General features: G+C 71.5%; 20 protein-coding genes and 1 pseudogene. 9 read left to right on the top strand and 12 right to left on the bottom strand.

Annotated features, from left to right (window positions below; all coding sequences use genetic code 11):
- The first annotated feature begins 2 nt into the window (after positions 1 to 2).
- The 5 genes from OHA88_RS39525 to OHA88_RS39505 all read left to right on the top strand — a co-directional run bounded on the left by OHA88_RS39525 (position 3) and on the right by OHA88_RS39505 (position 5,623).
- The gene (locus OHA88_RS39525) at positions 3 to 974 is read left to right on the top strand and encodes a TauD/TfdA dioxygenase family protein (protein WP_328629069.1); all 972 of its coding nucleotides are present in this window, start codon (positions 3 to 5) and stop codon (positions 972 to 974) included.
- A gap of 175 nt (positions 975 to 1,149) precedes the next feature.
- Positions 1,150 to 2,517 (top strand): bifunctional o-acetylhomoserine/o-acetylserine sulfhydrylase, encoded by a 1,368-nt coding sequence (locus OHA88_RS39520; protein WP_328629068.1) that lies wholly within the window; start codon positions 1,150 to 1,152, stop codon positions 2,515 to 2,517.
- 5 nt (positions 2,518 to 2,522) lie between these two features.
- The gene (gene metX, locus OHA88_RS39515) at positions 2,523 to 3,668 is read left to right on the top strand and encodes a homoserine O-acetyltransferase MetX (protein ID WP_328629067.1); all 1,146 of its coding nucleotides are present in this window, start codon (positions 2,523 to 2,525) and stop codon (positions 3,666 to 3,668) included.
- Between the two features lie 110 nt (positions 3,669 to 3,778).
- A complete protein-coding gene (locus tag OHA88_RS39510; RefSeq protein WP_328629066.1) occupies positions 3,779 to 5,032 on the top strand; it encodes a sulfite oxidase in 1,254 nt (417 codons plus the stop codon).
- Between the two features lie 63 nt (positions 5,033 to 5,095).
- Positions 5,096 to 5,623 (top strand): nuclear transport factor 2 family protein, encoded by a 528-nt coding sequence (locus OHA88_RS39505; protein ID WP_328629065.1) that lies wholly within the window; start codon positions 5,096 to 5,098, stop codon positions 5,621 to 5,623.
- On the opposite strand, the gene OHA88_RS39500 is transcribed toward OHA88_RS39505, so the two are convergent.
- From OHA88_RS39500 to OHA88_RS39490, 3 genes are read right to left on the bottom strand one after another with little or no spacing between them, the layout of a single operon-like run.
- Positions 5,587 to 6,495, bottom strand: coding sequence for an NAD(P)-dependent oxidoreductase (locus OHA88_RS39500; RefSeq protein WP_328629064.1), 909 nt, complete (start codon positions 6,493 to 6,495; stop codon positions 5,587 to 5,589). The genes OHA88_RS39505 and OHA88_RS39500 overlap by 37 nt on opposite strands.
- A gap of 55 nt (positions 6,496 to 6,550) precedes the next feature.
- Complete coding sequence (locus OHA88_RS39495; protein WP_443044393.1) at positions 6,551 to 7,276, bottom strand: adenosylcobinamide amidohydrolase; 726 nt, start codon at positions 7,274 to 7,276, stop codon at positions 6,551 to 6,553.
- Positions 7,277 to 7,315: 39 nt separating this feature from the next.
- Positions 7,316 to 8,551 carry a cytochrome P450 family protein gene (locus tag OHA88_RS39490; RefSeq protein ID WP_328629905.1) on the bottom strand — a complete coding sequence of 412 codons (1,236 nt, stop codon included), beginning with the start codon at positions 8,549 to 8,551 and terminating at the stop codon, positions 7,316 to 7,318.
- Positions 8,552 to 9,097: 546 nt separating this feature from the next.
- Between OHA88_RS39490 and OHA88_RS39485 the strand changes: the two are divergent.
- A pseudogene (locus OHA88_RS39485) lies at positions 9,098 to 9,427 on the top strand (PRC-barrel domain-containing protein); the annotation flags it as partial.
- 345 nt (positions 9,428 to 9,772) lie between these two features.
- On the opposite strand, the gene OHA88_RS39480 reads toward OHA88_RS39485, so the two are convergent.
- From OHA88_RS39480 to OHA88_RS39455, 6 genes are all read right to left on the bottom strand, one after another.
- Positions 9,773 to 10,996 (bottom strand): beta-ketoacyl-[acyl-carrier-protein] synthase family protein, encoded by a 1,224-nt coding sequence (locus tag OHA88_RS39480; protein ID WP_328629063.1) that lies wholly within the window; start codon positions 10,994 to 10,996, stop codon positions 9,773 to 9,775.
- Complete coding sequence (locus OHA88_RS39475; protein ID WP_326601842.1) at positions 10,993 to 11,271, bottom strand: acyl carrier protein; 279 nt, start codon at positions 11,269 to 11,271, stop codon at positions 10,993 to 10,995. Before OHA88_RS39475 ends, OHA88_RS39480 begins: the two co-directional genes overlap by 4 nt.
- Positions 11,272 to 11,361: 90 nt before the next feature.
- Entirely contained in the window at positions 11,362 to 11,535 is a 174-nt protein-coding gene (locus OHA88_RS39470) for a hypothetical protein (RefSeq protein WP_328629062.1), read from the bottom strand.
- On the bottom strand, positions 11,532 to 13,397 hold the full coding sequence (locus OHA88_RS39465) for an acyl-CoA dehydrogenase family protein (RefSeq protein WP_328629061.1): 1,866 nt from the start codon (positions 13,395 to 13,397) through the stop codon (positions 11,532 to 11,534). Before OHA88_RS39465 ends, OHA88_RS39470 begins: the two co-directional genes overlap by 4 nt.
- Positions 13,398 to 13,468: 71 nt before the next feature.
- Complete coding sequence (locus tag OHA88_RS39460) at positions 13,469 to 14,698, bottom strand: beta-ketoacyl-[acyl-carrier-protein] synthase family protein (protein WP_328629060.1); 1,230 nt, start codon at positions 14,696 to 14,698, stop codon at positions 13,469 to 13,471.
- The gene (locus tag OHA88_RS39455; protein ID WP_328629904.1) at positions 14,695 to 15,771 is read right to left on the bottom strand and encodes a beta-ketoacyl-ACP synthase 3; all 1,077 of its coding nucleotides are present in this window, start codon (positions 15,769 to 15,771) and stop codon (positions 14,695 to 14,697) included. Before OHA88_RS39455 ends, OHA88_RS39460 begins: the two co-directional genes overlap by 4 nt.
- Positions 15,772 to 16,043: 272 nt before the next feature.
- Here OHA88_RS39455 and OHA88_RS39450 point away from each other — a divergent pair, with 272 nt between their 5' ends.
- On the top strand, positions 16,044 to 17,357 hold the full coding sequence (locus OHA88_RS39450) for a hypothetical protein (protein WP_328629059.1): 1,314 nt from the start codon (positions 16,044 to 16,046) through the stop codon (positions 17,355 to 17,357).
- Between the two features lie 569 nt (positions 17,358 to 17,926).
- On the opposite strand, the gene OHA88_RS39445 is transcribed toward OHA88_RS39450, so the two are convergent.
- From OHA88_RS39445 to OHA88_RS39435, 3 genes are all read right to left on the bottom strand, one after another.
- Positions 17,927 to 18,859, bottom strand: a complete 933-nt coding sequence (locus OHA88_RS39445; protein WP_328629058.1) for a carbohydrate kinase family protein — start codon at positions 18,857 to 18,859, stop codon at positions 17,927 to 17,929.
- Between the two features lie 591 nt (positions 18,860 to 19,450).
- Positions 19,451 to 19,714, bottom strand: coding sequence for a type B 50S ribosomal protein L31 (locus OHA88_RS39440; RefSeq protein ID WP_030973297.1), 264 nt, complete (start codon positions 19,712 to 19,714; stop codon positions 19,451 to 19,453).
- A gap of 226 nt (positions 19,715 to 19,940) precedes the next feature.
- A complete protein-coding gene (locus OHA88_RS39435; RefSeq protein WP_328629057.1) occupies positions 19,941 to 21,590 on the bottom strand; it encodes a phosphodiester glycosidase family protein in 1,650 nt (549 codons plus the stop codon).
- 91 nt (positions 21,591 to 21,681) lie between these two features.
- Here OHA88_RS39435 and OHA88_RS39430 point away from each other — a divergent pair, with 91 nt between their 5' ends.
- Positions 21,682 to 21,927, top strand: a complete 246-nt coding sequence (locus OHA88_RS39430) for a hypothetical protein (protein ID WP_328629056.1) — start codon at positions 21,682 to 21,684, stop codon at positions 21,925 to 21,927.
- A 120-nt stretch (positions 21,928 to 22,047) separates the two neighbouring features.
- Entirely contained in the window at positions 22,048 to 23,817 is a 1,770-nt protein-coding gene (locus tag OHA88_RS39425; protein ID WP_328629055.1) for a hypothetical protein, read from the top strand.
- Position 23,818: the final 1 nt, after the last annotated feature.

Genomic DNA, 23,818 nt, shown 5'->3' with positions numbered 1-23,818 from the left:
CCATGACCTCCGCACCCGTCGTCGACCCGACCCATGACACCACCACCGTCGCCACCAACCCCGTCACCGTCCAGAGGATCGGCGGCCGCATCGGAGCCGTCGTGTCCGGCGTCCGTCTCGGCGGCGATCTCGAACCCGCCGTCGTGGCAGCCGTGCGCGCTGCCGCCCTCGATCACAAGGTGATCTTCTTCCGCGGCCAGGACCACCTGGACGGGGAGAGCCACGAGGCGTTCGGACGGCTCCTCGGTGCCCCGGTCGCCCACCCGACCGTGCCGTCCGCCGACGGCCGCTACGCGCTCGGCATCGACTCCGACCACGGCGGCCGGGCCAACCAGTGGCACACCGACGTCACCTTCGTGCCCGCCTACCCGGCATTCTCCATCCTGCGGGCCGTTACCATTCCGCCGTACGGCGGCAACACCCTGTGGTCCAACACGGCAGCCGCCTACGCCGAACTGCCCGAGCCGTTGCGCGCCCTCGCCGACAGCCTCCGGGCGATCCACTCCAACGACTACGACTACGCGGCGGTGCGCCCCGATGCCCGGCCCGAGGCGTTCGCCAAATACCGCGAGGTGTTCACCTCCACCAAGTTCCGCACCGAGCATCCGGTGGTGCGCGTCCACCCCGAGACCGGCGAACGGGTGCTGCTCCTCGGCAACTTCGTCCAGCGGATCGCCGGACTCACCGGCCGCGACTCCCGGGCCCTGATCGATCTGTTCCAGTCCCACATCGAGCGTCCGGAGAACACAGTGCGCTGGCAGTGGCAGACGGGTGATGTGGCCATCTGGGACAACCGCGCCACCCAGCACTACGGCGTGGACGACTCCGACACGCACGACCGCAAACTGCGCCGGGTCACCGTCGACGGCGATGTCCCGATCGGTACGGACGGCCGCCCGTCCGTCCTGCTCAGCCCCGACACCGTACCGGCCCCGGCCTTCGGGATCCCGTCCGGCGCTTCCACGGCCGCCTGAGCGGACCACAACGCCACTGCCCCAACAGCCTTCTGTTGCAGGGGTATTGCAGCCTCATGGCCATGCCCGAGGCAAGCTTCCGCACCCGTGTGACGCGCTCTACGGTCCGTAGTCAGTGCGTCGCCCCCTGCCCCTCACCGTATTTCCGCCACAGATCTACCGTGCGAGGAACGTCATGAGCCAGCCCATCGACTCCGTCACCGCAGGACACACCCCCGAGGACCACGACCACCAGGATGCGGCCGCGCAATCCGCGTGGTCCTTCGAGACCAAGCAGATCCACTCCGGCGCCGTCCCCGACCCGACGACCGGCGCGCGTGCGGTGCCGATCTACCAGACCTCGTCGTTCGTCTTCCGCGACACCCGTCATGCGGCCGATCTGTTCTCGCTCGCGGAACCCGGCAACATCTACACGCGCATCCACAACCCAACCCAGGACGTCCTGGAACAGCGGATCGCCGCTCTGGAAGGGGGCGTTGCAGCTGTCGCACTGGCCTCCGGGCAGGCCGCCGAGACCCTCGCCATCCTGACGCTGGCCGGCGCCGGGGACCACATCGTCTCCTCCACCTCGCTCTACGGCGGCACGTACAACCTGCTCCGCCACACGCTCCCCCGGTTCGGGATCGAGGTGTCGTTCGTCGACGACCCCGACGACATCGATGCCTGGACGGCAGCGATCCGTCCGAACACCAAGGCGCTGTTCGCGGAGACCCTGGGCAACCCGCGCGGCGACGTCCTCGACATCCGGGCGGTGGCCGATGCCGCGCACGCGGCCGGACTGCCGCTGATCGTCGACAACACCGTGCCCACCCCGTATCTGCTGCGCCCGATCGAGCACGGCGCGGATGTCGTGATCCACTCGGCGACGAAGTTCCTCGGCGGCCACGGCACCACCATCGGCGGTGTGGTGGTGGACGGCGGCACGTTCGACTTCGGCGCCCATGCCGAGCGCTTCCCCGACTTCAGCTCGCCCGACCCCAGCTACCACGGGCTGCGCTACTGGCCCGATCTGGGGCCGAGCGCCTTCGCGGTGAAGCTCCGGGTCCAGCTGTTGCGCGACTTCGGGCCCGCGCTCTCCCCGCACTCCGCGTTCCTGCTGCTGCAGGGCGTGGAGACGCTCAGTCTTCGGCTGGAGCGGCACACGTCCAACGCCCTGGCACTGGCCGAGTGGCTGGAGCTGCGCGACGAGGTGTCCGCCGTGCACTACGCGGGGCTGAGTTCGAGCAAGTGGTACGAGGCGGGGCGGCGCTATCTGCCGCGGGGCGCCGGAGCTGTGCTCGCCTTCGAACTGCGGGACGGGGTGGAGGCGGGCAAGCGGTTCGTGGACGCGGTCGAGCTCTTCAGCCACCTCGCCAACATCGGTGACGTACGGAGTCTGATCATTCATCCGGCGTCGACCACGCACAGCCAGCTGACCGAGGATCAGCTGGCGGCCACCGGCGCGACCGCCGGGCTGGTGCGACTCTCGGTGGGCCTGGAGAACGTGGACGACCTCAAGGCCGATCTGGAGGCGGGGTTCCGCGCCGCGAAGGCGGCGTCCTGAACAGGATGGTCACTTCGCCCCTCGCACACCCCCTCCCGCCGGCCACCGGAGGCTGGCAGGAGGGGGATCCGCCGGGCCGCCGCAGCTGGGTGACGCTGCGACGGCCGGCGGCGCTGGAGTCCGGCAGCTCGCTGCCGGGTGTGCGACTGGCGTACGAGACCTGGGGGAGTCTGGCTACGGACGGCGCCAACGCGGTACTGGTGCTGCATGCGCTGACCGGTGACAGCCATGTGGCCGGACCTGCCGGACCCGGACATCCGACAGCGGGCTGGTGGGATGCGCTGATCGGTCCGGGAAGAGCGCTGGACACCGACCGCTGGTTCGTCGTCGCCCCGAATGTTCTGGGTGGCTGTCAGGGCAGCACCGGCCCGTCGTCACGGCGTCCGGGCGGCGCTCACTGGGGCGGCGCCTTCCCCGATCTGACGGTCCGTGATCAGGTCATGGTCGAGGCCGAGTTGGCCGACGAGCTCGGTATCGGACGGTGGGCGGCGGTGATCGGCGGATCGATGGGCGGAATGCGGGCGCTCGAATGGGCGGCGAGCCGGCCGGATCGCACCGGATCGTTGCTGGTGCTGGCCGCTCCGGCGGCCGCGTCGGCGGAACAGATCGCCTGGGGGGCCGTACAGATCTCCGCGATCCGCACCGACCCCGGGTGGCGAGGCGGTAATTACCACGCGGCGTCGCCGGGCAGCGGTCCGCACCATGGCCTCGGACTGGCCCGGCGGATCGCCCATGTCACCTACCGCAGCGAGCCGGAGCTCGGTGCCCGGTTCGGCAGGCAGGCCCAGACCGGCGAGGACCCGCGACGGGGCGGGCGCTACCAGGTGGAGTCATATCTCGACCATCACGCGGCCAAGCTGGTGCAACGCTTCGACGCGGGCAGTTACGTCACACTCACGGCGGCAATGAACGGGCACGATGTCGGCCGGGGCCGCGGTGGTATCGCGCAGGCGCTGCGCCGTGCCCGGATGCCCGCCCTGGTCGCAGGCGTCGACTCCGACCGCCTCTACCCGCTCGCGCAGCAGGCGGAGTTGGCGGCGCTCCTGCCCGGCGCGGACCGGCTCAGAACCATGGAGTCGCCCTACGGACACGACGGCTTCCTGATCGAGACGGGCCAGGTGGGCGCTCTGGTGAGGGAGTTGCTCACCTGATCCACCGACGGCCGAGAGTCGCCCTGAGATCCCGGCCGTCCGACATCCTGCCCCCGCTGCATCCCGTCGCTGTGCCATCCCAGTTGTTGTCTCCCCACCCTGGAGTGTTCATGAGATCCGTTCCGCCGTCCGAGGCCGCGTACGACCGGATGCGACTGGGCCAGTGGTCGCGCGGGGTCGCCCGGTCCGCCGGGATCGAGCGCCGTGATCTGCTGAGGTTCGTAGCCGCCGCATCGGTGACCGGTCTTGTGGCAGCAGCTCCCGCCCGTGCGGCCGACTCACCCGCCCCCGGCATCGTGAAGCCGCTGCCACCCGAGCTCTTCACCGTGCGCGGCACCAATGCCGAGACCAACTTCGCGGCGCTGCGATCCACCGGCCTGCTCACTCCGGCCGACCGTTTCTTCGTACGCAACCACACCGTCACACCAAGGATCGACGCAGCCGGCTGGCGGCTCACCGTATGGGGCAGCGGACTGACGGGCCCGGCCGTGGACTTCACGTACGACCAGCTGCGCGCCCTGCCGTCCGTCACCCGCACCGCGTTCGTCGAATGCGCGGGGAACGCCCGCAGCTTCTACTCGACGCAGCAGAACCAGCAGGTCAGCGGCACCGCATGGACCCTGGGCGCGATCGGTACGGCCCGCTGGCGCGGGGTGCGGCTGGCAGATGTACTGCGGCGGGCGGGCATCGGCAGGAACGCGGTCGACGTGTTGCCGCGCGGGCTCGACAACGAGGTCGTCAGCGACGGGACGAACCTGGGACGGGTGCGGCGGCCGCTGCCCGTCGCGAAAGCGCTGGACGATGTGGTTCTCGCGTACGAGATGAACGGCGAGCCTCTGCCGCCCGACCACGGGTATCCGGTGCGCCTGATCGTGCCGTCCTGGGTCGGTATCGCGAACATCAAGTGGGTCGGCGACATCGAGGTGAGTGCAGAACCCCTGCTCTCCCCGTGGAACACCGGTCTCTACCGGCTGTTCGGCCCCGCGTACCCGCCGGAGGGCAGCGCGCCGCTGACCCGGCAGACGCTGAAGAGCGCATTCGAACTGGCACCCGGCGTGTCGGTTCCCGTGCATCGGCGCCAGGTGCTCACCGGACGTTCCTGGTCGGGCGGGGCCCCGGTGCGTACCGTCGAGGTCAGCACCGACGGCGGCGCCCGATGGCGGCGCGCCCGGCTGCGCGACGAGCCGCGCAGTGGGAGCTGGGTCCGCTGGTCGGCCGACTGGCTGCCGAAGGAGCGCGGTCCGGCGGTCCTGCTGGCGCGGGCGACGGACCGGACGGGCCGTACGCAGCCGGACGTCGCGGTCCACAACACACAGGGCTATCTCTTCGACGCGGTCGTACGGCACGGGGTACACGTCGTCTGACGGGCGGGGCGGCCGGCAGAAATGCTCTGGCACGGCCGCGACCCGGACTGATACGACTTCGGGATGTCGAACAACTCCCGTACGTCCCTTGACCAGTTGGAACTACTGCTCGCCGAGCGGGCCTGCGAACGTCTCGTCATCGAGTTCGTCCGCCGGCTCGACCTCGGAGAACCGGGGACGGTCGCCGAGCTGTTCACCGCCGACGGCACATGGGAATGGCCCGGCGGCGAGCGCCGCATCGTGGGGCGCGAGGCGCTGCGTGACTACTTCGGCGGCCGGCCGGCAGACCGGCTGTCACGGCGGATGTGTACGAACATCCTCGTCACGGTGGACTCGGCGACGACCGCGTCGTCGACGACGTACTTCGCGACCTATCGGATCGACGGGACGAGCGACAGCCTGCCGTTGCCCAGGCTGCCCGCCAACATCGGACACTACGAGGACACGTTCCGCAAGGTCGACGGGGTCTGGCTGCTCGCCTCACGCACCACGTTCCTCGCGTTCGGCGGGGCCACGGAGCGCGTGGCCCCGGCTCCCGCCGCGGTCGTCGACGGTCAGTCGTCGGCCTTCTCCGCCGGACGGCCCGCGTAGTAGGTGGCGATCATGTCCTCACCGCCGTGGCCGGCCGCCTCCGCGCGCTCGAACCGGTCGGCCGACGCGGCGACCAGGTCAAGGATCACCCCGGACCGTCCGGCGGCTTCGAGGATGAGGCGGGTGTCCTTGAGCGCGGTGGACAGGGCGAAGCTGGGGGTGAGGTCGCCGGAAAGGACCGCCGCGGACTTGCCCTGGAGGTAGGCGGAGTCCAGCGGGCCGCCCTTCATCACGTCGAGGAACGACTGCGGGTCGACGCCCAGTCCCTCGGCAAGATTGAGGCATTCGGCAATGCTGCCCACCATGTTGATCACCCAGGTGTTGACCACGAGCTTCAGTCGCGAGGCCTCACCAGGGGCCTCTCCGACCCAGACCGTGCGCTGCCCGATCGCATCCAACACCGGTTCCACCGACGGCCGGACGGCGGACGGGCCGGAGACGAAGACCGTCAACGCGCCCTGTTCTGCGGGCTGCTTGGTTCCGGCGACCGGGGCGTCGAGATAGACGAGTCCCAAGTCCGCCGCCCGCTGGGCGAGATCAGCGGTGGCGTCGGGTCCGACGGTGGAGCTCTGCAACAGGATCTGACCGCCGTGCACGCCCGACGCGGCAGCGGTGAGCGCGGCGGCGACGGACAGGCCGTCGTTGAGCATGGTCACGATGACATCGGCGCCCCGTACGGCTTCCTCCGCCGTCTCGGTGACTGTGGCGCCGTCGGCGGCGAGAGGAGCCGCCTTGGACTGCGTACGGTTCCAGGCACGGACGCCGAGTCCCGCCCGGAGCAGGCTCCGCGCCATCCCTGATCCCATGATCCCGGTGCCGAGGACGGCCACGGTCGGCCGCTTACGGGTGACGTGGGCAGGTGTGGACGTCATGAGAGCGTGGTCCCTTCGTCGGCCGCGCCCCGCGCCGGCGCGGGGCGGTGAGAGGTCAAGGTTGCCGCAATGCGCCGTCGAGCACGGCACCGTGCACTGCTCTGGCGAGTCGCGATCCCCACCGCGACCGCGGGCCGGCGAACGGCTGCGCCGCGGCCCCCGGTCCGGGTTCGGGTGCGGCGATGCACACAGCGTCCGTGGGGGTGCCGGAGCAGTTGAGTCCGGCGTCCAGGAGCGCCTGCACCTTCGCCTCGGTGGCGGTCGCGATCGCGTTGACCAGTGCGGCGTCGGAGAGAGCCACGGGGACCGTGACGACGATATTGACCGTGCTCGGCGGCGGCGGTCCGTCGGTTCCGGCAGCCGGGTCGGCGGCCCAGCCCCGTACTCCGAGACCGCTGGTCACGGTTGCGGTCACGCCCTCGTCGGTGGCGACCGTGTACGCGGTGACATCGGCCGCCGTCATCAGCGCGGCACCCGGTCCGGTGAGATCCTCCGCGGCGGCGATCTCGGCGAGATGGGCATCGGGGTCGAGCCGCGGATAGCCGCCGGGAACCTGCGCGTTGAGGATCCATGCGCGCGGACCGATGCCGCCGCCGAGCACGGCGCTGCTGCACACCCGCCAGCCGGGTCCGAGCCGCCAGACGAGATGGTGCAGGGCGAGGCCGTCCTCCTGCCGGGCCAGCAGCTCGACGCGCTGTCCGGGCGGGCGGACGAGTACGGAACGAATGGTGCACTCCCGGTGGCACAGAAGGACGACGGTCGGCAACGACCTGTCGATCATATGGGGCGCGAGTCGCAGCACTGCGTGCGGTGTCCGGCCTCAGCCTGCGGCGGAGCCCGTGTCCGGGCGGAGCCGTACCGGCAGTGTCCGCACGCTGTTGCCGACAAAGCTGGCATGGCGCACCAGTTTCTCGTCCGGCACGGTGACGTCCAGCTCCGGGAAGCGGCGGAACAGTTGCTGCAGCGCAATCGTCGCCTCCATCCGGGCGAGCGGCGCTCCCAGGCAGTAGTGCGGCCCGTGGCCGAGGGAGAGGTGGCGGGCCGCCGATGTCCTGGCCGGCCGGGTGACGTCGAAGCGGTCGGCGTCGGGGCCGTGCACGGACGTGTCGCGTCCGGCGGCCGAGTATCCGGCGAGTACGGGGGTGCCCTGTGGGATGACGGTCCCGTCGAGGGTCAGGTCGCGGGTCGGATAGCGGAACGGGAAGTAGCTGACCGGGCTGTCCCAGCGCAGTGTCTCCTCCACCACGTCGGCCCATCCCGCGCGGCCCGTGGTGACCAGGTCGAGCTGGTCCCGGTGGGTGCACAGCGCACGTACGGCATTGGTGACGAGGTTCAGCGTGGTCTCATGACCGGCGATGATCATCAGGAGCAGGGTGCCGATGAGTTCGTGCCGGCCGAGCCGGTCTCCTCCGTCGTCGCGGGCTGTGATCAGCGCGCTGGTGAGGTCGTCGCCGGGCTGCTCGGCGCGGGCTGCGGCGACGGTGCTCAGCAGTTCCACCAGCTCCCGGTTGGCGGCCATGGCCTCGACGGGCCCGATGTCGGTGGCGACGATCTGGTTCGACAGATGGTGCAGGCGGTCCTGGTACCGGCCGTCGACGCCGAGGAGCTCGCAGATGACGCCCATCGGCAGGGGCATCGCGAACCCGGCGCGCAGGTCCACCGTCCCGTCCCCCTCCTCGGCTGCCGCGTCGATCCGGTCGAGCAACTCGGCGGTCAGGGTCTCGATGCGCGGCCGGAGCGCTTCCACCCGCCGGGCGGTGAACGCCTTGCTCACCAGCCCACGCAGCCGCCGGTGGTCCGCATCATCGGCGGTGGTCATGCCCTGCACGGTGGCGAAGGTCCGCAGCGGCCAGCCGTCGGGGATCCGTCCTTCGGCCAGCGCGGTGAAGTGGCGTGCGTCCTTCGCGACATCGGGGTGGGCGAGAAACTCCTTGAGGGCGTCGTGCCCGAGCACCGCCATCCCCGGCACATCGCCCGGCAGCACGACGGATGCCACGGCGCCCCGGGCGAGCAGCCGGGCATTGTCGGCATGCGGGCACCCGCCGGCCGGATCCATGCGGTGCGCGGTGGCCTGCCCCGGTATCGGCGGGATGTTCAACGGGCCTCTCCTGACGGTCGTCGGCTCCGGACCGGCGGCTGGCGCAGCCGTTCGGGGCGGCCGATGGCGGGATGCCGATCCTACGGTCAACGCACCCGGAACGAGGGATGGTTGGGCGGACGGGCGGCTGTTCCGCGTGCGGGCGGAACGGGGGCATGGACGCGGAGACGGACGCCTTCGCAGTCCGGTGGCGGGCGCGGCCACCCTCGTCGAGATCGCTCCGCCCCACGCGGACCATGCGTACCTGAGACCCGAGCGAGGTCCGTCCCGGGCGTGGGTCCGAATTTCACGGACCCGTTGCGGCCCTACGGGTTCTCACCCGAATGGCCCAGTGCGCGGGGCGGGGCCCCATCGGTGTCGCACTGCGCCCCCGGGGACGCAGCGGACGGCCCTTCTCCGGGCCGGGAGGTTGCACCGTCCGTCCGGGTGAGGCGCGATGGAGTCCGGACGCGCCTTCCCTGGTGGGCCCGCCCACGGACGCGCCCGGGCGAGGAGGAATCGGTCATGGCAGCCCCTGACGATTTCACGGATCCCGGAGAGCTCGACGGCCTGACGGTGTACGACACCGCGGGCGAGAAGGTGGGCAGCGTGGGGCGGGTGTATGTCGACGACGACAGCGGGCGACCGGACTGGATCACGGTGAGAACCGGCCTGTTCGGTATGAAGGAGAGCTTCGTGCCGCTCCGCGGGGCCCGCAAGGTTGGCTCCGACCTGTACATCAAGCATCCGAAGGACAGTGTCAAGGACGCCCCCAAGGTGGACGCGGACGCGCATCTCTCCGTGGCCGAGGAGGAGGAGCTCTATCGGCACTACGACCTCACCGGGAGGCTCGGAGGCCAGGCTCGGTGATCGGGCGCGTGCGGTGCCGTAGAGGCGAGGGCCGGCGAGAGGCGAGGGCCGCAGAGGCGAGGGCCGGACCCGCACCGTGCCGAGTGCCGCGGGCCGGCCCGGCCATGCCGCTGTCATGCCCGGGGGACGCCGCGCACCATGGCGGCTCGCCTGACGGTGGCGCGCCGCCCGGTGGTGGCTGACAGCTTCGGAGCCGGACGATCTGACACCCTCGGCCGCGCCGGCCGTGACCGTCACCGTGTTCCGGAACGGCTACCGCGCCGGCTACGCCGTCGCGTCCGACGATGCCTTCCGCCAGTTCCACATGGCGCAGCCGTAGTGCCGCAAGGTCTACGGGCGCTGGAGGGCGATCACCGCGTTGTGGCCGCCGAACCCGAAGGAGTGGCTGACGGCGCGGCGGACCGGCTGCAGGAGAGGCGCCTTGGTGACGCAGTCGATGTCGAACTCGGGTGCCGGGGCGTCCAGATTGGCGATCGGTGGTACGACTCCGTGCTGGAGCGTGAGGATCGTCAGCCCGGCCTCGATGGCTCCGGCTGCCCCCATGCAGTGGCCCAGCACGCCCTTGGGAGCGGTGACGGGCGGCCGGTGCGGATAGACCCGGCCGATGAGGGCGGCTTCGGTGGCATCGCCCAGCGGTGTCGACGTGCCGTGCGCGTTGACGTGTTCGACGTCCTCGGCCCGCCAGCCCGCGTCGCGCAGTGCCGCCTCGACGGCAGCCCGGGCGACGGCGCCGGACGGATGCGGGCTGGTGGGATGGTGGGCGTCGGTGGTGGCCCCCGTGCCTGCGAGCAGTGCTCTCGGCGCCGCCCCCCGAGCCCGGGCGTCGTCCGCCCGCTCCAGCACCATGAGGGCGGCACCCTCACCCATGACGAGTCCGGCACGATCGGCCGCGAACGGCCGGCAGAGACGGGCCGGGTCGCCGTCCCTGCGGGCGGCGGCGCCGGACCGGGCGAAGCCGGTCATGGCGACCGGAAAGACGATGGACTCGGTGGCGCCGGCGATCGCGATGTCGCACTGGCCGGTGACCAGCAGGTCCCGGGCCACGGAGAGCGCGGTGGCCCCGGACGAACAGGCGGTGCACGGCGCCATGCTGGGACCCGTGGCCCGTATCCGGATGGCGATCTCGGCCGCGGGCATGTTCGGAATGGTGAGCAGGATGCCGGACGGGGAGGTGGCCTCCGGCCCGCGCCGGTCGAGTGCGACGGCCTGTTCGGTCAGGCCGGCGGACCCTCCGCTGCTGGTGCCGACGACGACGGCCACCCGGCTGCCGTCCCAGTCGGCCGGGTCGAGTCCGGCGTCCGCGACCGCCTCCCGTGCCGCGAGGACGGCGAACTTGACGTACTTCCCCATCCGGAAGGCCGTCCGGCCGCCGACCGCCTCGTCCAGATCGATGCCGGAGACCGTGCACGCGAAGTCGATCTCACACCCTTCGAGTTCGGGGACGGCGCGGGCGGGCGAGACCCCGGAGCAGACCCCGTTCCAGGTGGTTTCGGTGTCGTTGCCGGCCGGGGTGATCATCCCCAGGCCGGTGACGACGACGGCAGGCCTGTTCATCGGGGGTTGCTCATCGCTGCCTCGCCGCTCGCCGTCGCCACGCCGCCGACCGTCTCGTCGATGAACCGGGTGATGTCGGCCAGGGTGGCGTCCTTGTAGAGCCTGTCGGAGCCTGCGTCGACGCCCAGCTTCTCCTTGATGATGACGGCGAACTCGGCGACGGCGAGCGAGTCCATCTCCAGGCTGTCCATGGTGGAGTCGGGGAGGATCTCGGCGGCGGGCACCTTGAAGGTGCTGATGAGGACGTCGGTGATCTTGGGATGAATCGCACTCATGATCTTCCTCTTCGCTCTGTGGTGCAGGTGCGTCGGACCGGGTGAATGTCACCGTCCCGACGCCGAAGTAACGGGATGACGTTCCTCCAGTTACGCCTTGCGGCGAACCGATTCGCCTACGCCCGTACGCGCGTTCGTGCGGCACCGGGCGAGGAGGGATGTCGTGCCCCAGTACCCCAGCAGCACGGCCCGGACACCGAGGGCCTGCGCGGCCTCCCGTACCCGGCGCGTGCGCCCGGCGGCCCGCTCCTGCGGGGCCGTCACCGCTCCCCCTCGGCCCCCGCGGCGCTCCGCCACGCCGCCTCCGGATCGTCGTACACGTCGGCGTAGTCGGCGCCCGCGATGGGCCAGTCCGCGAGCACCTCTTCCGGCAGCGCGAAGGACTCGATCAGGGTGGGCAGATGCGCGGCGACATCTGCGATGAGCCCTTCGACGGCGTCGGGCAGAGCGTTGACCTGGTCGATGGTCAGACGACCGGCGGCGAGCAGATCGCCGCTGTTGCGGGCCACCCACCGCAGGGCGAACAGCCGCTGCAGTTCGTCGAGTCGATCACGTGCGGGCCCCTCGGGCACTCCGGTGACCGCGTCCGCGTACGCCTCGGTCGCCTGCCGGTGGGCGTGGGCCTCGACGCCACGCAATGCCGGCCCGGACGCCGCGTTCCACCGGTCCAGCGGCCCATCACTCCGGGCGCCGCTCATCCGCGCCCTGGCCCGGGCGAACCAGAGGTCCTCCACATACGCGTGCAGCCGCCCGAGGAACCGGGGGTCGGCGAGATCTCCGGGCGCGGTATCAGAAGTGCTGTCCTGCGGGGTCTGCGGAGCGGCGAACAGCATCTCGGCGGCGGCCTTGGTGTGGATGGCCAGGTTGTCTCCCTCGGCGGTGATCACGCCCTCCGCACCGGCTACGAGGTCGGCCATGCCGTTGTTCTCCAACAGCGCCTGCGCTCCGCACCGTTCACGGCATTCGACGATGACCGCGCGGGCCCGCCAGGTGATCCACCCCTTCGCCACGGCGACCAGTCGCTCCGCCTCGGCCCGCCCCGCGCCCGGCCCCGCGCCGCCCTGTGCCTCCCACCGGTCGAGGGCTCTGCGGTGCAGCAGGCTCATCGCGAAGACAGTGGCCATGGCCTCGGCCAGCGGCCCGTGGTGGCTGCGGTGGGCGATCACCGGCACCGGCTGCGCGGCGCGCGGGCCGGAGATGTACCGGTGGCCGCCGTAGCGGACCGCGACGGCCAGCGTCGCGCGCGCGGCGCCGACCGCGCAGGCGCTCATGGAGATCTTGCCGACCGTGACGCGCCCGATCGAGGTGAGGAAGCGACGCCTGCGGTTGCCCATGGCGCTGCTGAACTCCCCGTTGTCGCCGACCCGTCCGTGCTCGCCGCCGAGCAGCGCCTCGCGTTCCACGAAGACCTGGTCGAATGAGGTCAGACAGTGGTCGACCGGGCTGCCCAGGCGTGCCGGGAGCCTGCGGACCCGTACCCCGGGCAGCGGCCGCACCTCGTCGGTGAGGGGCACCAGAAAGAGAAAGACTCCATGGTCGGCGCCGTCGGCCAGCAGGCGTGCCGCGACCAGTCCGGTCTTGGGGCCGCCGGCCGGGCTGGCGTTGGGCATGAACTTCTGTGCCCCGGAGTGCGGGGTGTGCAGGACGAAACCGTCGCGTGCGCGGTCGTACGTCGCGGTGGTCTCGACGGCCACCGCATCATTGCCGTGCGCCACCTCCGTACAGAGGAAGGTGCCGATGCGCCGCAGTCGGAGGAAGTCCGACAGATCGCGACGGGTATCGCCGTCATGGTCGAGGAGGCTGCCGAGGAAGAGGTTGTAGTGGATGCCCGCGACGGTGGTGAGCGCCGGGTCCACCGGGCCGATCCACTCGTGCAGGGCGGCGAGGGCGCGCGGGTCGGCGGCCGTTCCGGCGGCGCTGCCGAGGGTGCTGTTGAGGATCCTCAGCCGTTCGTACGCGAGGGAGAGGCGCTCGTCGGGTGTGCGGTCGGCCGGGCGGCGGAACGGCTGCGTGGAGATCAACCGACGCCAAGGACCGTGCTCCTGGCGGAAGTTATCACCGAAGAGCACACCTTTGAGAAGGTCCGCGGTGGACTGAGTGCCGACGCTGTCGATCGTTGCGGTCATGACTACCAGAACGATCAACGGACGGCGAGGACACACTTCCTCGCCGTCCGTTGCACAGGCGGGACAACGGGTCAGGCGCGCTCGAAGGCCAGCGCGACGTTGTGTCCGCCGAAGCCGAAGGAGTGGCTGACGGCCCGCCGGACGTCCTGCCTGCGCGGCTCCTTGGTCACGCAGTCGAGGTCCCACCCGTCCGGCAGCGCGTCCAGGTTGGCGATCGGCGGCACGATGCCGTGTTCCAGCGTCAGTACGGTCGCCACCGCCTCGATCGCACCGGCAGCGGCGAGGGTGTGCCCGATCACTCCCTTCGCGGCGGTGACGGAAGGACGGTGCGGGAAGAGCCGGGAGACGAGTTCGGTCTCCATCGCGTCGTTCAGCGGGGTGGACGTGCCGTGCGCGTTGATGTGGTCGACATCGCGGGGCGTCCAGCCCGCCTCGTGCAGCGCCGCCTCCACCGCCTGTTGCGCACCGCAGCCGTCGGGCGCGGGAGCGGTGGGGTGGCGGGCGTCCGTACTGGAGCCCGCGCCGGTCAGCAGCGCGCGCAGCCGGCCGCCGCGGGCACGGGCGTCGACGGTCCGCTCCAGTACGAGCATGGCGGCGCCCTCGCCGAGGACGAACCCGTCCCGGTCCGCGGCGAACGGCCGCGACGCGCCCGCCGGATCGCTTGTCCGGGTGGAGAGCGCCCCCATCTTCGCGAAGGCCGCCACCACCAGCGGCGTCAGCACGGACTCCGCCCCGCCGGCCACCACGGTGTCGCACCGACCGCTGGTCAGCAGGTCACGGGCGACAGCGATCGCGGTGGACCCGGAGGCGCAGGCGGTGGCGGGCGCAAGGCTGGGGCCCTGGGCGCGGAGCTCGATCGCGACCTCGCCGGCCGCCGCGTTCGGGATCATCATCGGTACCAGCAGCGGAGAGACCCCCTCCGGTCCGGCGTCGTCCAGCTTGCGCACGTTGTCGACGAGCAGGGACACTCCGCCGACGCCGACGCCGACCACCACTCCGACCCTGGATCCGTCCCAGGCCTCCGGGGAGAGTCCGGCGTCCGCGACGGCCTGCCGGGCGGCGACCAGGGCCAGTTTCACGAACCGTCCCATCCGCCACACCGATCGGCCGCCCACCACCAGGTCCAGGTCGATCCCGTCGACCGGGCAGGCGAAGTCGACCGGCAGTCCTGCCAGTTCGTCGCAGCGCCGCGCCATGGAGCGTCCCGCGCACAGCCCCGCCCAGAAGGCGTGCTCGTCGGCGCCGGCGGGGGTCACCAGCCCCACTCCCGTGACCGCGACCCCTGTGTCAGTCTGCGTCATGTCCTGTTTCCTCCGTCGCGCTCCGTGCGTGGTTCATGCGGGTTTCCCGGCCAGCGAAGAGCGGCGGACCCCCAGGTCAGACCGCCTCCGAAGGCGGTGATCAGCATCTGGTCGCCGGCCCGGAACCGGCCCTTGGAGGCTGCGTCGGCGAGCGCCAGCGGAATCGACGCGGCGCCCGTGTTCCCCACCCGCTCCAGGTGCGTGACACAGCGCCGCGCGTCAATGCCGACGCGGGCGGACACCGCCCGCAGAATCCGCGCGTTGGCCTGGTGCGGTACGAAGTGGTCGACGTCGGCGGCGTCCCACCCCACCTTGGCCAGCAGAGCCCGGCAGGATCCCGTCATGCGCTCGACGGCGTGCTGGTACACGGCGGGGCCCTGCATACGGAAGAACTCGTCGCCCTCGGCGGCCTGCTCCGGCGTCGAGCGGGACCGCGCACCGCCACCGGGCACGGTGATCAGGTCGTACCCGGTGCCGTCGCTGCCCAGGTCGAAGTCGAGCAGCTCACCGGGGGTCCCCGCCCGTCCGGCTCCCACGAGTGCCGCACCGGCCCCGTCGCCGAACACCACGCCCGCCGACCGGTCGGCCGGGTCCAGCCAGGCCGAGTACACATCTGCGCCCACCAGCAGCACCCGGTCGTGGAGACCGGCGGCCACGAGCCCCCGGCAGACGGCGAGCCCGTAGACGAAGCCACTGCACGCGGCGCCGAGATCGAATGCGGGGACCGTTCCCAGACCGAGCCGGGCAGCGAGGGCGGGAGCTGTGCCGGGGCAGGGATGGTCGGGGGTGGCGGTCGCGAGCACGAGCGCGTCCACCGGCCCGGCGGCGGTCGAACCGTCGTCCCCGACCAGTCGCCGGGCGGCCTCGAAGGCGACGTCCCCGGTGGCCAGTCCCACCCCGGCCCGGTGGCGGCTGACGATGCCGGTGCGGGCGCGCACCCAGGCATCGTCCACGCCCCAGGCGGAGGGCAACGCGTCATTGCCCACCGGTTCCCCCGGCACCCACCCCGCGACGGCTTCCAGGACCGCGGTCCGTACGGGGGCCGGGCCGGGACCCTGGCCGGGCACGGTCAAGGGCCGGGCGAACGACCCGGTGAGCCGCTCCGCGTCCCGCTGCCCACCGCCGTCGAGTACGTATCCCCTCGCCACTCGCTGCTCCGATTCCGCGATCGATCAGGCCTGCCGGCTGTCGAACGGCAGTCGCCCCGGCGAGGATGCGCTTACTGGGCCGAACGGGGGCGCGCGAGGCCCGAGGGCGTGAACCGCGTACCCCCGCGAGCCCCCGTGCTCACCCTTTCGCAGCAACCCGCCGCGCTGCACGGACGCGCAGGGCATCCCCTTGGGTCATGGCAACACCGGACCCCGATCACTTGGATTCCTCCAGCGCCCGCGCCGAGCTGGATGCGCTGCGCGCACGGATGGCGCAATTGGAGGCGCGTACTCCGGCACGGTCCCGGCCCCGGATCCGTTCGTTCTTCGCCGTGCTGCTGATCCTCGTCGCGGCCGTCCTCACCCCGCTGAGCATCGTCGCCGCCTGGGCCAGGGACGACATCGGTGACACCGACCGTTATGTGGCGATGGTGAAGCCCCTGGCCTCCGATCCCGATGTGCAGGCCGCGGTGTCGAACCGGGTCACCGATGCCGTGATGACGCATCTGGACGTCCACGCCCTCCTCGAACAGGTGGCCCCCGCGGACCGGCCGGTCGTCGACAAGGCGCTGGGGCGGCTGAGCGGCCCGATCACCACCGGGGTCTCGAACTTCGTGCACGGGACGGTGGACAGGTTCGTGTCGTCCGAGGCCTTCGAGACGGTGTGGGTCGCCCTCAACCGGAACGCCCACGCGGCAGCCGTCAAGGCACTGACCGGCAGCGGCGGCGGTGCCGTGAAGCTCACCAACGACACGGTCGTCATCGATCTCGCCCCGGTGATCGACCGGGTGAAACAGCTCCTGGTCGACCACGGGCTGACCATCGCCGCGAAGATCCCCGAAATCCACACCGACTTCACCGTGCTGACGTCCGATGCGATCGGCAAGGCCAAGAAGGGGTTCCGGCTGCTGCAGATCGTCGGCTTCTGGCTGCCGGTGCTGACCCTCGTGCTCGCCGCCGGCGGGGTACTGCTCGCCGTGCGCCGACGCCGCGCGCTGGTCACCGCGGCCCTCGCGGTCGCGGTGGGCGCCGCGGTCCTCGGCGTGGCGCTCTGGGTGTTCCGCGCGTTCTATCTGGACAGCCTCCCGGCGTCGGTTTCGCAGCCGGCGGCCGGTTCGTTTTTCGATGCCCTGGTCGGCTACCTCCGCGCCGGGATCAGGATGGTGATCACCCTGGGCGTGGTGGTGGCTCTCGCCGCCTGGCTCTCCGGCGAGGGTCGCGCCGCCTGCCGGGTCAAGGCCATGTGGCACGGCGGCATCGGCGCCGTACGCGACGCGGCCGGGATCACCGGCGGTCCGATCGGCGCCTGGGTGCACCGTGCGAAGGACCCGCTGAACTGGACGGTCGTCGTGGTGGCCGCCGTCGTGCTGATCGTGTGGAACCGGCCGACGGCGATGGTCACCGTATGGATGGCCATCGCGGCGCTGTTCGCCCTAGCGGTCGTGGAGTTCCTCGACGACGACAGCACACCCCATCTGCTCCCGGCACCGCACGGGCAGGCGCACGGGTAATGACCGGGTAATGCGGGCTTCCTACCGTGCACCGACCTCATGGTCCGGCGCACGGAGGGAATCCGGTGGCCCCGTCAACGGTGGAAGACGTCACGATCCAGGTGCTCGGCGGATTCCGGGTGGAGTGCGCGGGTGAGGAGCTTCCGGCCGGGCGATGGTCCCGGCCGAGTGCACGGCGGCTGCTGACGGCCCTGGCGCTCGCCGAGGGCGGCCGACTTCGAACACGGCATTCCCTCCCTCACCCGGCACGGTCCGCTTCGGACTCGCGGCCTTTGTGCGGACCTGGCGGCTCTCGATGCCCTCAGTACCCTGCCGCTCTCCCGGATCCCATCGGAACCCGCGCCGCTGCCACCCGCGATCCGCCGCCCCGAGCGACTCCCGCTGTTCGGCCGCGAACGTCCGCTGGCGCTCCTCGCCCAGCACGCGTCGGGGGCGGATGGGGACACTCCACTCGTCGTGGTGCGCGGTCCCCGGGCCATCTCGGTCGGATGACCCCGCGCTGACGGCACGACATGACGGTGCCACCGTTCCCGCGAGAGGGTGGTGGCACCGTCATGTCGTGACCCTGTTCAGAGGCGGGTGAGCGCCTCCTTCAACTCCGCCTCGTCCGGCGGCTTGGCGCCCGCCCGTGCGACGGTCACAGCGGCCGAGGCCGCCGCGTGGCGCAGGACATCGGTCACGGTGTCCCGGTCCAGCGAGCGCAGCCACTCCCGGCCGCCCGCGCCGAGCAGCCCGTGCGAGGCGAGCGCGTGCAGCGTGCCCGACATGAAGGCGTCGCCCGCCCCCACCGTGTCGACGACGTCGGTGGGAAGGGCGTCGACCGTCACGTGCCCGCCCGGGAGAACGGCCAGCGCGCCGTCGCCCCCTCGGGTGACGAGTACAACGGCCGGGCCGGTGGCGAGCCACTGCTCGGCGACCTGCTCCGGCTCCTGGCCCGGATACAGCCACTTCAAGTCCTCGTCGCTGGCCTTGACCACATCGCTGAGCGCGACACAGCGCTCGACCTTCCGCACGGCTGCGTCGTGGTCCCCCATCAACTCGGGCCGCACATTCGGGTCGTAGCTGACCGTCGCGCCCGCCCGCAGTGACTCGACGGCGCCCAGGACGGTCGCGTTGCCGGGTTCCATCACCGCCGCGATGGAACCGGTGTGCACATGGTGCGGCGGCCGGTCCAGGGACACCGGGTCCAGCGTCCAGGTGATCGCGAAGGTGTACGTGGCCCGGCCGGCGCCGTCCAGGGTCACGGCGGCGGAAGGGGTGGGCGCCGTAGCCCCGTCCGTGCGGACCTCGACCCCGACGGTGGCCAGATGGTCCCTGATCAGCCGCCCGTTGTCGTCCGGTCCGAGCTGGGTGAGCAGAGTGGCGCTGCGCCCGAGCCGGGCCAGACCGTACGCGACATTGGCCGGGCTGCCGCCCGGGTGGACCTGATCGGCCGCGCCCGGCAGCCGGACGATGTCGGCGACACATTCACCGATGACCAGCAGGTCGAGTCTGTCGAGCATGAGGGTGGGATCTCCTAGAGTGCGCGAACGAAGGTGTCCAGTTGACATCCTCTGCCCCGCAAGCCGGGCAGGATCCATCCAGGTCGGAGTGCTACCTGGCAGGTGGTCGACGCTTCACAGCCTGCTCATTCGCCAAGGCTCCACGTCCTGACACCTGCAATGCCCTGGGGCGTTCGGTGCACCAGCTCGGCGGCTCGGGAAAGAGGGCTGCTGATCGTCGCCCGGCCGTCGCTGCCGAAGACTTCGACCCTCGACCGAGGAGGTGTCCGTGAACAGCGTGTCCGGGCACCGTTCACCCTCCGCCGCGTCGAGGGACAGAGGCGTGGAGGTCCGTCTCACAAAGTGCTGCGCGAAGTCGCAGACACCTGCAGCGGAACGGTTCACGACGAGCTTCCCGGCGCCGACGTCCTGGCCGACCACCATTCGTCGGCCTCTCGCCCCGGTGCAGAGCCGGAAGCCGAGTCCGGTCGCGGCGCCCGTGCCCGACGGGGCGAACCCTGGCTCGATCCCGTACGGACGGCTGCGCACCGCGGCAAGCGGGTTGGCGGCGTCCGGAGGGCATACGGGGGCGCCGGAGCGGTGGGTGGTGGGTCAGGAGACGTCCTTGCCCCCCTCCTCCCCGTACCGCCGCTCGAACTTCGCGACCTGCCCCTCGGTGTCGACGACCCGTGCCTTGCCGGTGAAGAAGGGGTGGCTCTCGGCGGAGATCTCCACGTCGATGACGGGGTAGGTGTTGCCGTCGTCCCAGTCGATGGTCTGGTCGCTGGACGCGGTGGAACGGGTCAGGAAGGCGTAGCCCGCGGAGCGGTCGCGGAAGACGACGGGACGGTAGGAAGGGTGCTTGTCCTGCTGCATGCCTGCTCCTGGGGACGTACGTACGGACTCGGCTCAGCCCAGCCTCGCGAACGAATCCGGTGGGCGCGATCGCAGACGGTCCGTACGGGGGCGCGAGGCATCCCCCGTTGCAGGGCCGCAGGCGTGGAGGCGGCCTGCCCGGAGCCCGGGCTCGGGGGCGGCGGCCCAGGAGACACGCTCCGGCAGGGCTGCCGGGCAGGCCGCCGCCTCCGGTGATCCGCCGGCGTCAGGAGGTACGTCGCTCCGGCAGGACCTGAATCGTGTCGCCGACGGCGCGTTCACCCGTGGCGTCCGAGGTGACGTTGACGAGGGAGCCCTTTACCGCCATCGCGGAGGACCCGCCTCCGTCGAGGTTGAGAGCCTGCACCGCGCCCAGCGACCGCATGAAGCGCGCGGCCTCGCCCAGCGTGAAGCCCTCGCTCACTCCCGGCTGCCGCCCGTCCACCGTGACCAGCAGCAGCCGTCCCCGCCCGTCGATGCCGGCAAGGGTACGGGGCTGGCGAACGTTGGACCAGGCGAATCCGAACGACAGGTCCTGCGGGTCGAGCGTGCCTTCGGTGGCGGCATCGATGTGGATGCGGCCGTCCTCGACGAGGGTGGGAGCCGCACTGACGATGCTGTCATCGGGACCGAGCCTGACCTGCCGCCCCGAGGAGTCCCGGACGACCTCACGCAGCGACAGCCGCTTGCCGACGCGCGCGTGATCTGTGAGCCAGTTCCCGGCTGCCCCGGTGCCCTGCAGGACCGAGCCGTGCTCCGGCGCGACACCACCGCGGCCGCCTGTGGAGACCACGATGCCGTGCTCGTCGAGGACCGTCTGGACGCCCGGGCCCGTGGGGAGCGGAGCGCGGAACGCGGGGGTGAACTTCACGAGGTCGTTCGCCAGGGTGCACGTGGTGTCGTGGCGGGGCTGGTCGGTGGGGGCGGCACCGGGGCGTCCGCAGTTGCGGACCTTGCCCGGCACCCGGTTGATTCCCTGCACCCCGTACGTTGCCGCTCCTGCCCGTACGGTGACAGTGGTGGACAGGTCGGCGATCCGCGGCCGCCGACCCCCGTCGCCCAGGATCAGCGCGGCACGGGAACCGACCGCCATCGACTCGAGCCTGCCGTGCACGGCGGACAGGCCGGCCACCGTACCCTGGACGCCGTCGGAGTCCGACGTGATGAAGAAGCCGCCGTTGACGCCGATCGGTGAGCCGAGTCGGGCGGCCACCGCCGAGGTCTTCTCCCGGTCGGCCACGTTGCCGCCGTCGCTGACCGCGATCGTCCCGTGAAGACGCGCCGGGTCCAGAACGGCGACGTGAATGTTCTCCGCGTCGGCCGCCTGCCGGCCGTCGTAGCCGGTCCATTCGACGGACGTACGGAACCCGGCAGCCGACACGGCCGAGTTCATGGTGCCCGCCTGGTCCTGGGTGGCATACCGGCCGACCCTGACCTGCCAACCCATCGTGCCACGCGGGGTGTCGGCGTACTCGTCCCACAGCACCTGTTCCAGGCGCGGTTCGAACCCGGCTTCGCGCAGGCGCCCGGCGGTGGAATCGGCCCAGGCCCTGTCGCCGAGCGGGGCCCATGTGGCCGCGCCCGTCAGGCGGTTGACAGCAGGCGCCTGCACGGTGACCGTCCATACCGGGGCGGCGCTGGAGTTCCGAAGAACTCCGGTGCGGACCTGGACGCCGGGCACCACACTCGCTGTCGTCCACGCGATTCCGCCGGAGCCGGAGGCGACGGGCCGACCCGAGTCGGCGGCCCCCGCGTTCGCAACGGCCGGAGGGACGAGAGCGGCCAAAGTGAGGGCAGCCCCGAATGCGGCCCCTCGCCATGTGGCCTGCTTCACCCGGCTCGCACTGCGACGCGGCTTATCGGCGATGTCGGACATACCACTCCTGACGTTCTTGTGTTCTGACGGCGCGCGTCCTTTCACGCGCCGCCGACCACATCCCAGACCCATGCAAGGGCGCGCACACCACGTGCCGAGGACACCCGGGGAAACCCTCGGTGACAAGCGCCCGGCGCTTCAGCCCGGGGACGCCGCACGGCGGGACCTCCACCCCGGTGCCCGTGAGCAGAGCGACAGGCTCGCGCGGGAGGACGCGGTGGACCCGGAGGCGCTCCACGACGGACGGGAGAAGCCCGCTGCTGCTGACGGGCGCCGTGACCTGCTCGACCTGCTCGTTGCCGTGGCGAGCGAGATGTCTGTCTGTCTACCGGGCTAAGGCAACCGGTCGTTCATGTACTCGTCGCTGTGGAACGGCTTGCTGGAGCGAAGTTATCTAGACAACTTGGTTCACCCGGGTGCCGCCATGGCGGTACTCGGGCGGAGAGGACCCAGAACCGTGTCACCCCTCCCAGGTGTCGCCGCATCCGGTAACGCCATCGCGATCAGCTCCACCACACCCCCGCAACGGGGGGACAAGCTGACCTTCAACTGGTCGACGGACGCCCCCGACCCGACCAACTGGATCGGCGTCTACAAAAGCGACCGCAAGCCGTCCAACGGCGTCGGCTCGCTCGTGTGGGCATACGTCCCCGGCGCCTCCGGGAACACGACCCTCGACACCTCCGGCCTGAGCGACGGACCGTACACCGCCTACCTGTTGGCCAAGGACGGGTACGACATCCTGGCCCAGACAGATCCGTTCACCTTCACCGGCGAGCCGCTCGTCGACTCGCTCGTGCTCAAGGCGCCGGCCACCCTGTACGAGGGGGACCAAGCCACCTTCGGCTGGGCGACCGGCGCACCCCACCCTCAGAACTGGGTCGGCATCTACGACGGTGACCGTCGGCCGGGCAACGGCGGCTCCCTCGTCTGGGAGTACACGCCCGCTGCCTCCGGCGACGTCACCCTCGACACCTCCGGCCTGAACGGCGGCCCTTACACCGCTTATCTGCTGGCCAAGGACGGGTACGACATCCTGGCCCGGACAGATCCGTTCACCTTCATCCCCCGCCCGGTCATTCCGCGGCCGCATGCGGTGGTGGACGCCCTCACAACCGCCCCGCAGACAGCGGGCACGGACTTCTCGGTCAGCCTGGGCGGCCTGTGGATCCGGCCGGAGGGCAACGCCGCCGGCACCCCCTCGTTCCAGCGCGTCTCCGGGGACAGGTGGCTCTCGGTGACCGCTGACGGCACCATCAGCGGCAAGGCGCCGTCCTTCCGGTACAAGTCGCCTGGCCGCGTGGTGGTATCCGTCACCGACAGCGCGGCGGGCCGAGACACCATCACCGTCCAGGTGCCGGTGCGCTCCTCCAAGGACCGCCTGCGGATCAAGGTCGCCACGCTGAACCTCTGGGACGCCGGCTCGCACATCGACGGATTCCTGGAGAAGCAAGTACGGCTGGTACTCACCCAGGGCTTCGACCTCGTCGCGCTCCAGGAGAGCGGCGGCACCGGCGCCCGAGACCTCGCCCGGGCTCTCGGCTGGCACGCGTACCAGGCCGACGACGGCCTCGGCATGGTCAGCCGCTACCTTCTCACCGACCTCGTCGCCCCCACCGCAGCCGTGCCCGCCGCCGCCGCGACCGTGCGACTGCCCGGCAAGCGCACGGTACGGCTGTGGACGGCCCAACTGGACGAGGCCGGCTACGGGCCGTACGCCGTTCTGGCCGGCCGCAGCCCCGCGCAGGTCGAGGCGGCGGAGAAGCAGACGCTCCGCTACCGGCAAGTGCAGGCACTGGTGGCCGCAATGCGGCGGGACATCGCCTCCGACGTCCCCGTCGTGCTCGCGGCCGGCCTTGCCTCACCGTCCCACCTCGACTGGACGAGCCGGACGTCCCCCGCGCACGGAGGGGTGGGCCGCGTCCGCTGGCCCGTCACGGAGGCCCTGGAGAAGGCCGGTCTGACCGACGCCTTCCGCGACCACAACTCCAACCCGGCCAAGGCACCCGGCAACACCTGGTCCCCCGTGCGCCCGCGGCGCGACGACGGCAGCGCGGAACCACAGGACCGGATCGACCAGGTCCAGTGCGCGGGACCGCTGAAGGTGGTGGAGGCGCACACCCTCTTCACCGGGTGGCCCACGCCGGTGTCGGACACCGCCCCCAACGGCTGGCCCTCCGACCACGCTTCGGCCGTCGTGACCTTCTCCCTGTCCGCCCGCGGCTGAC

Origin of the sequence: Streptomyces sp. NBC_00353 (assembly GCF_036108815.1) — a bacterium.
Taxonomy (GTDB): Bacteria; Actinomycetota; Actinomycetes; order Streptomycetales; family Streptomycetaceae; genus Streptomyces.
Note: the sequence above shows the minus strand (reverse complement) of the source record. Positions and strands in the feature narration are given on the sequence as shown.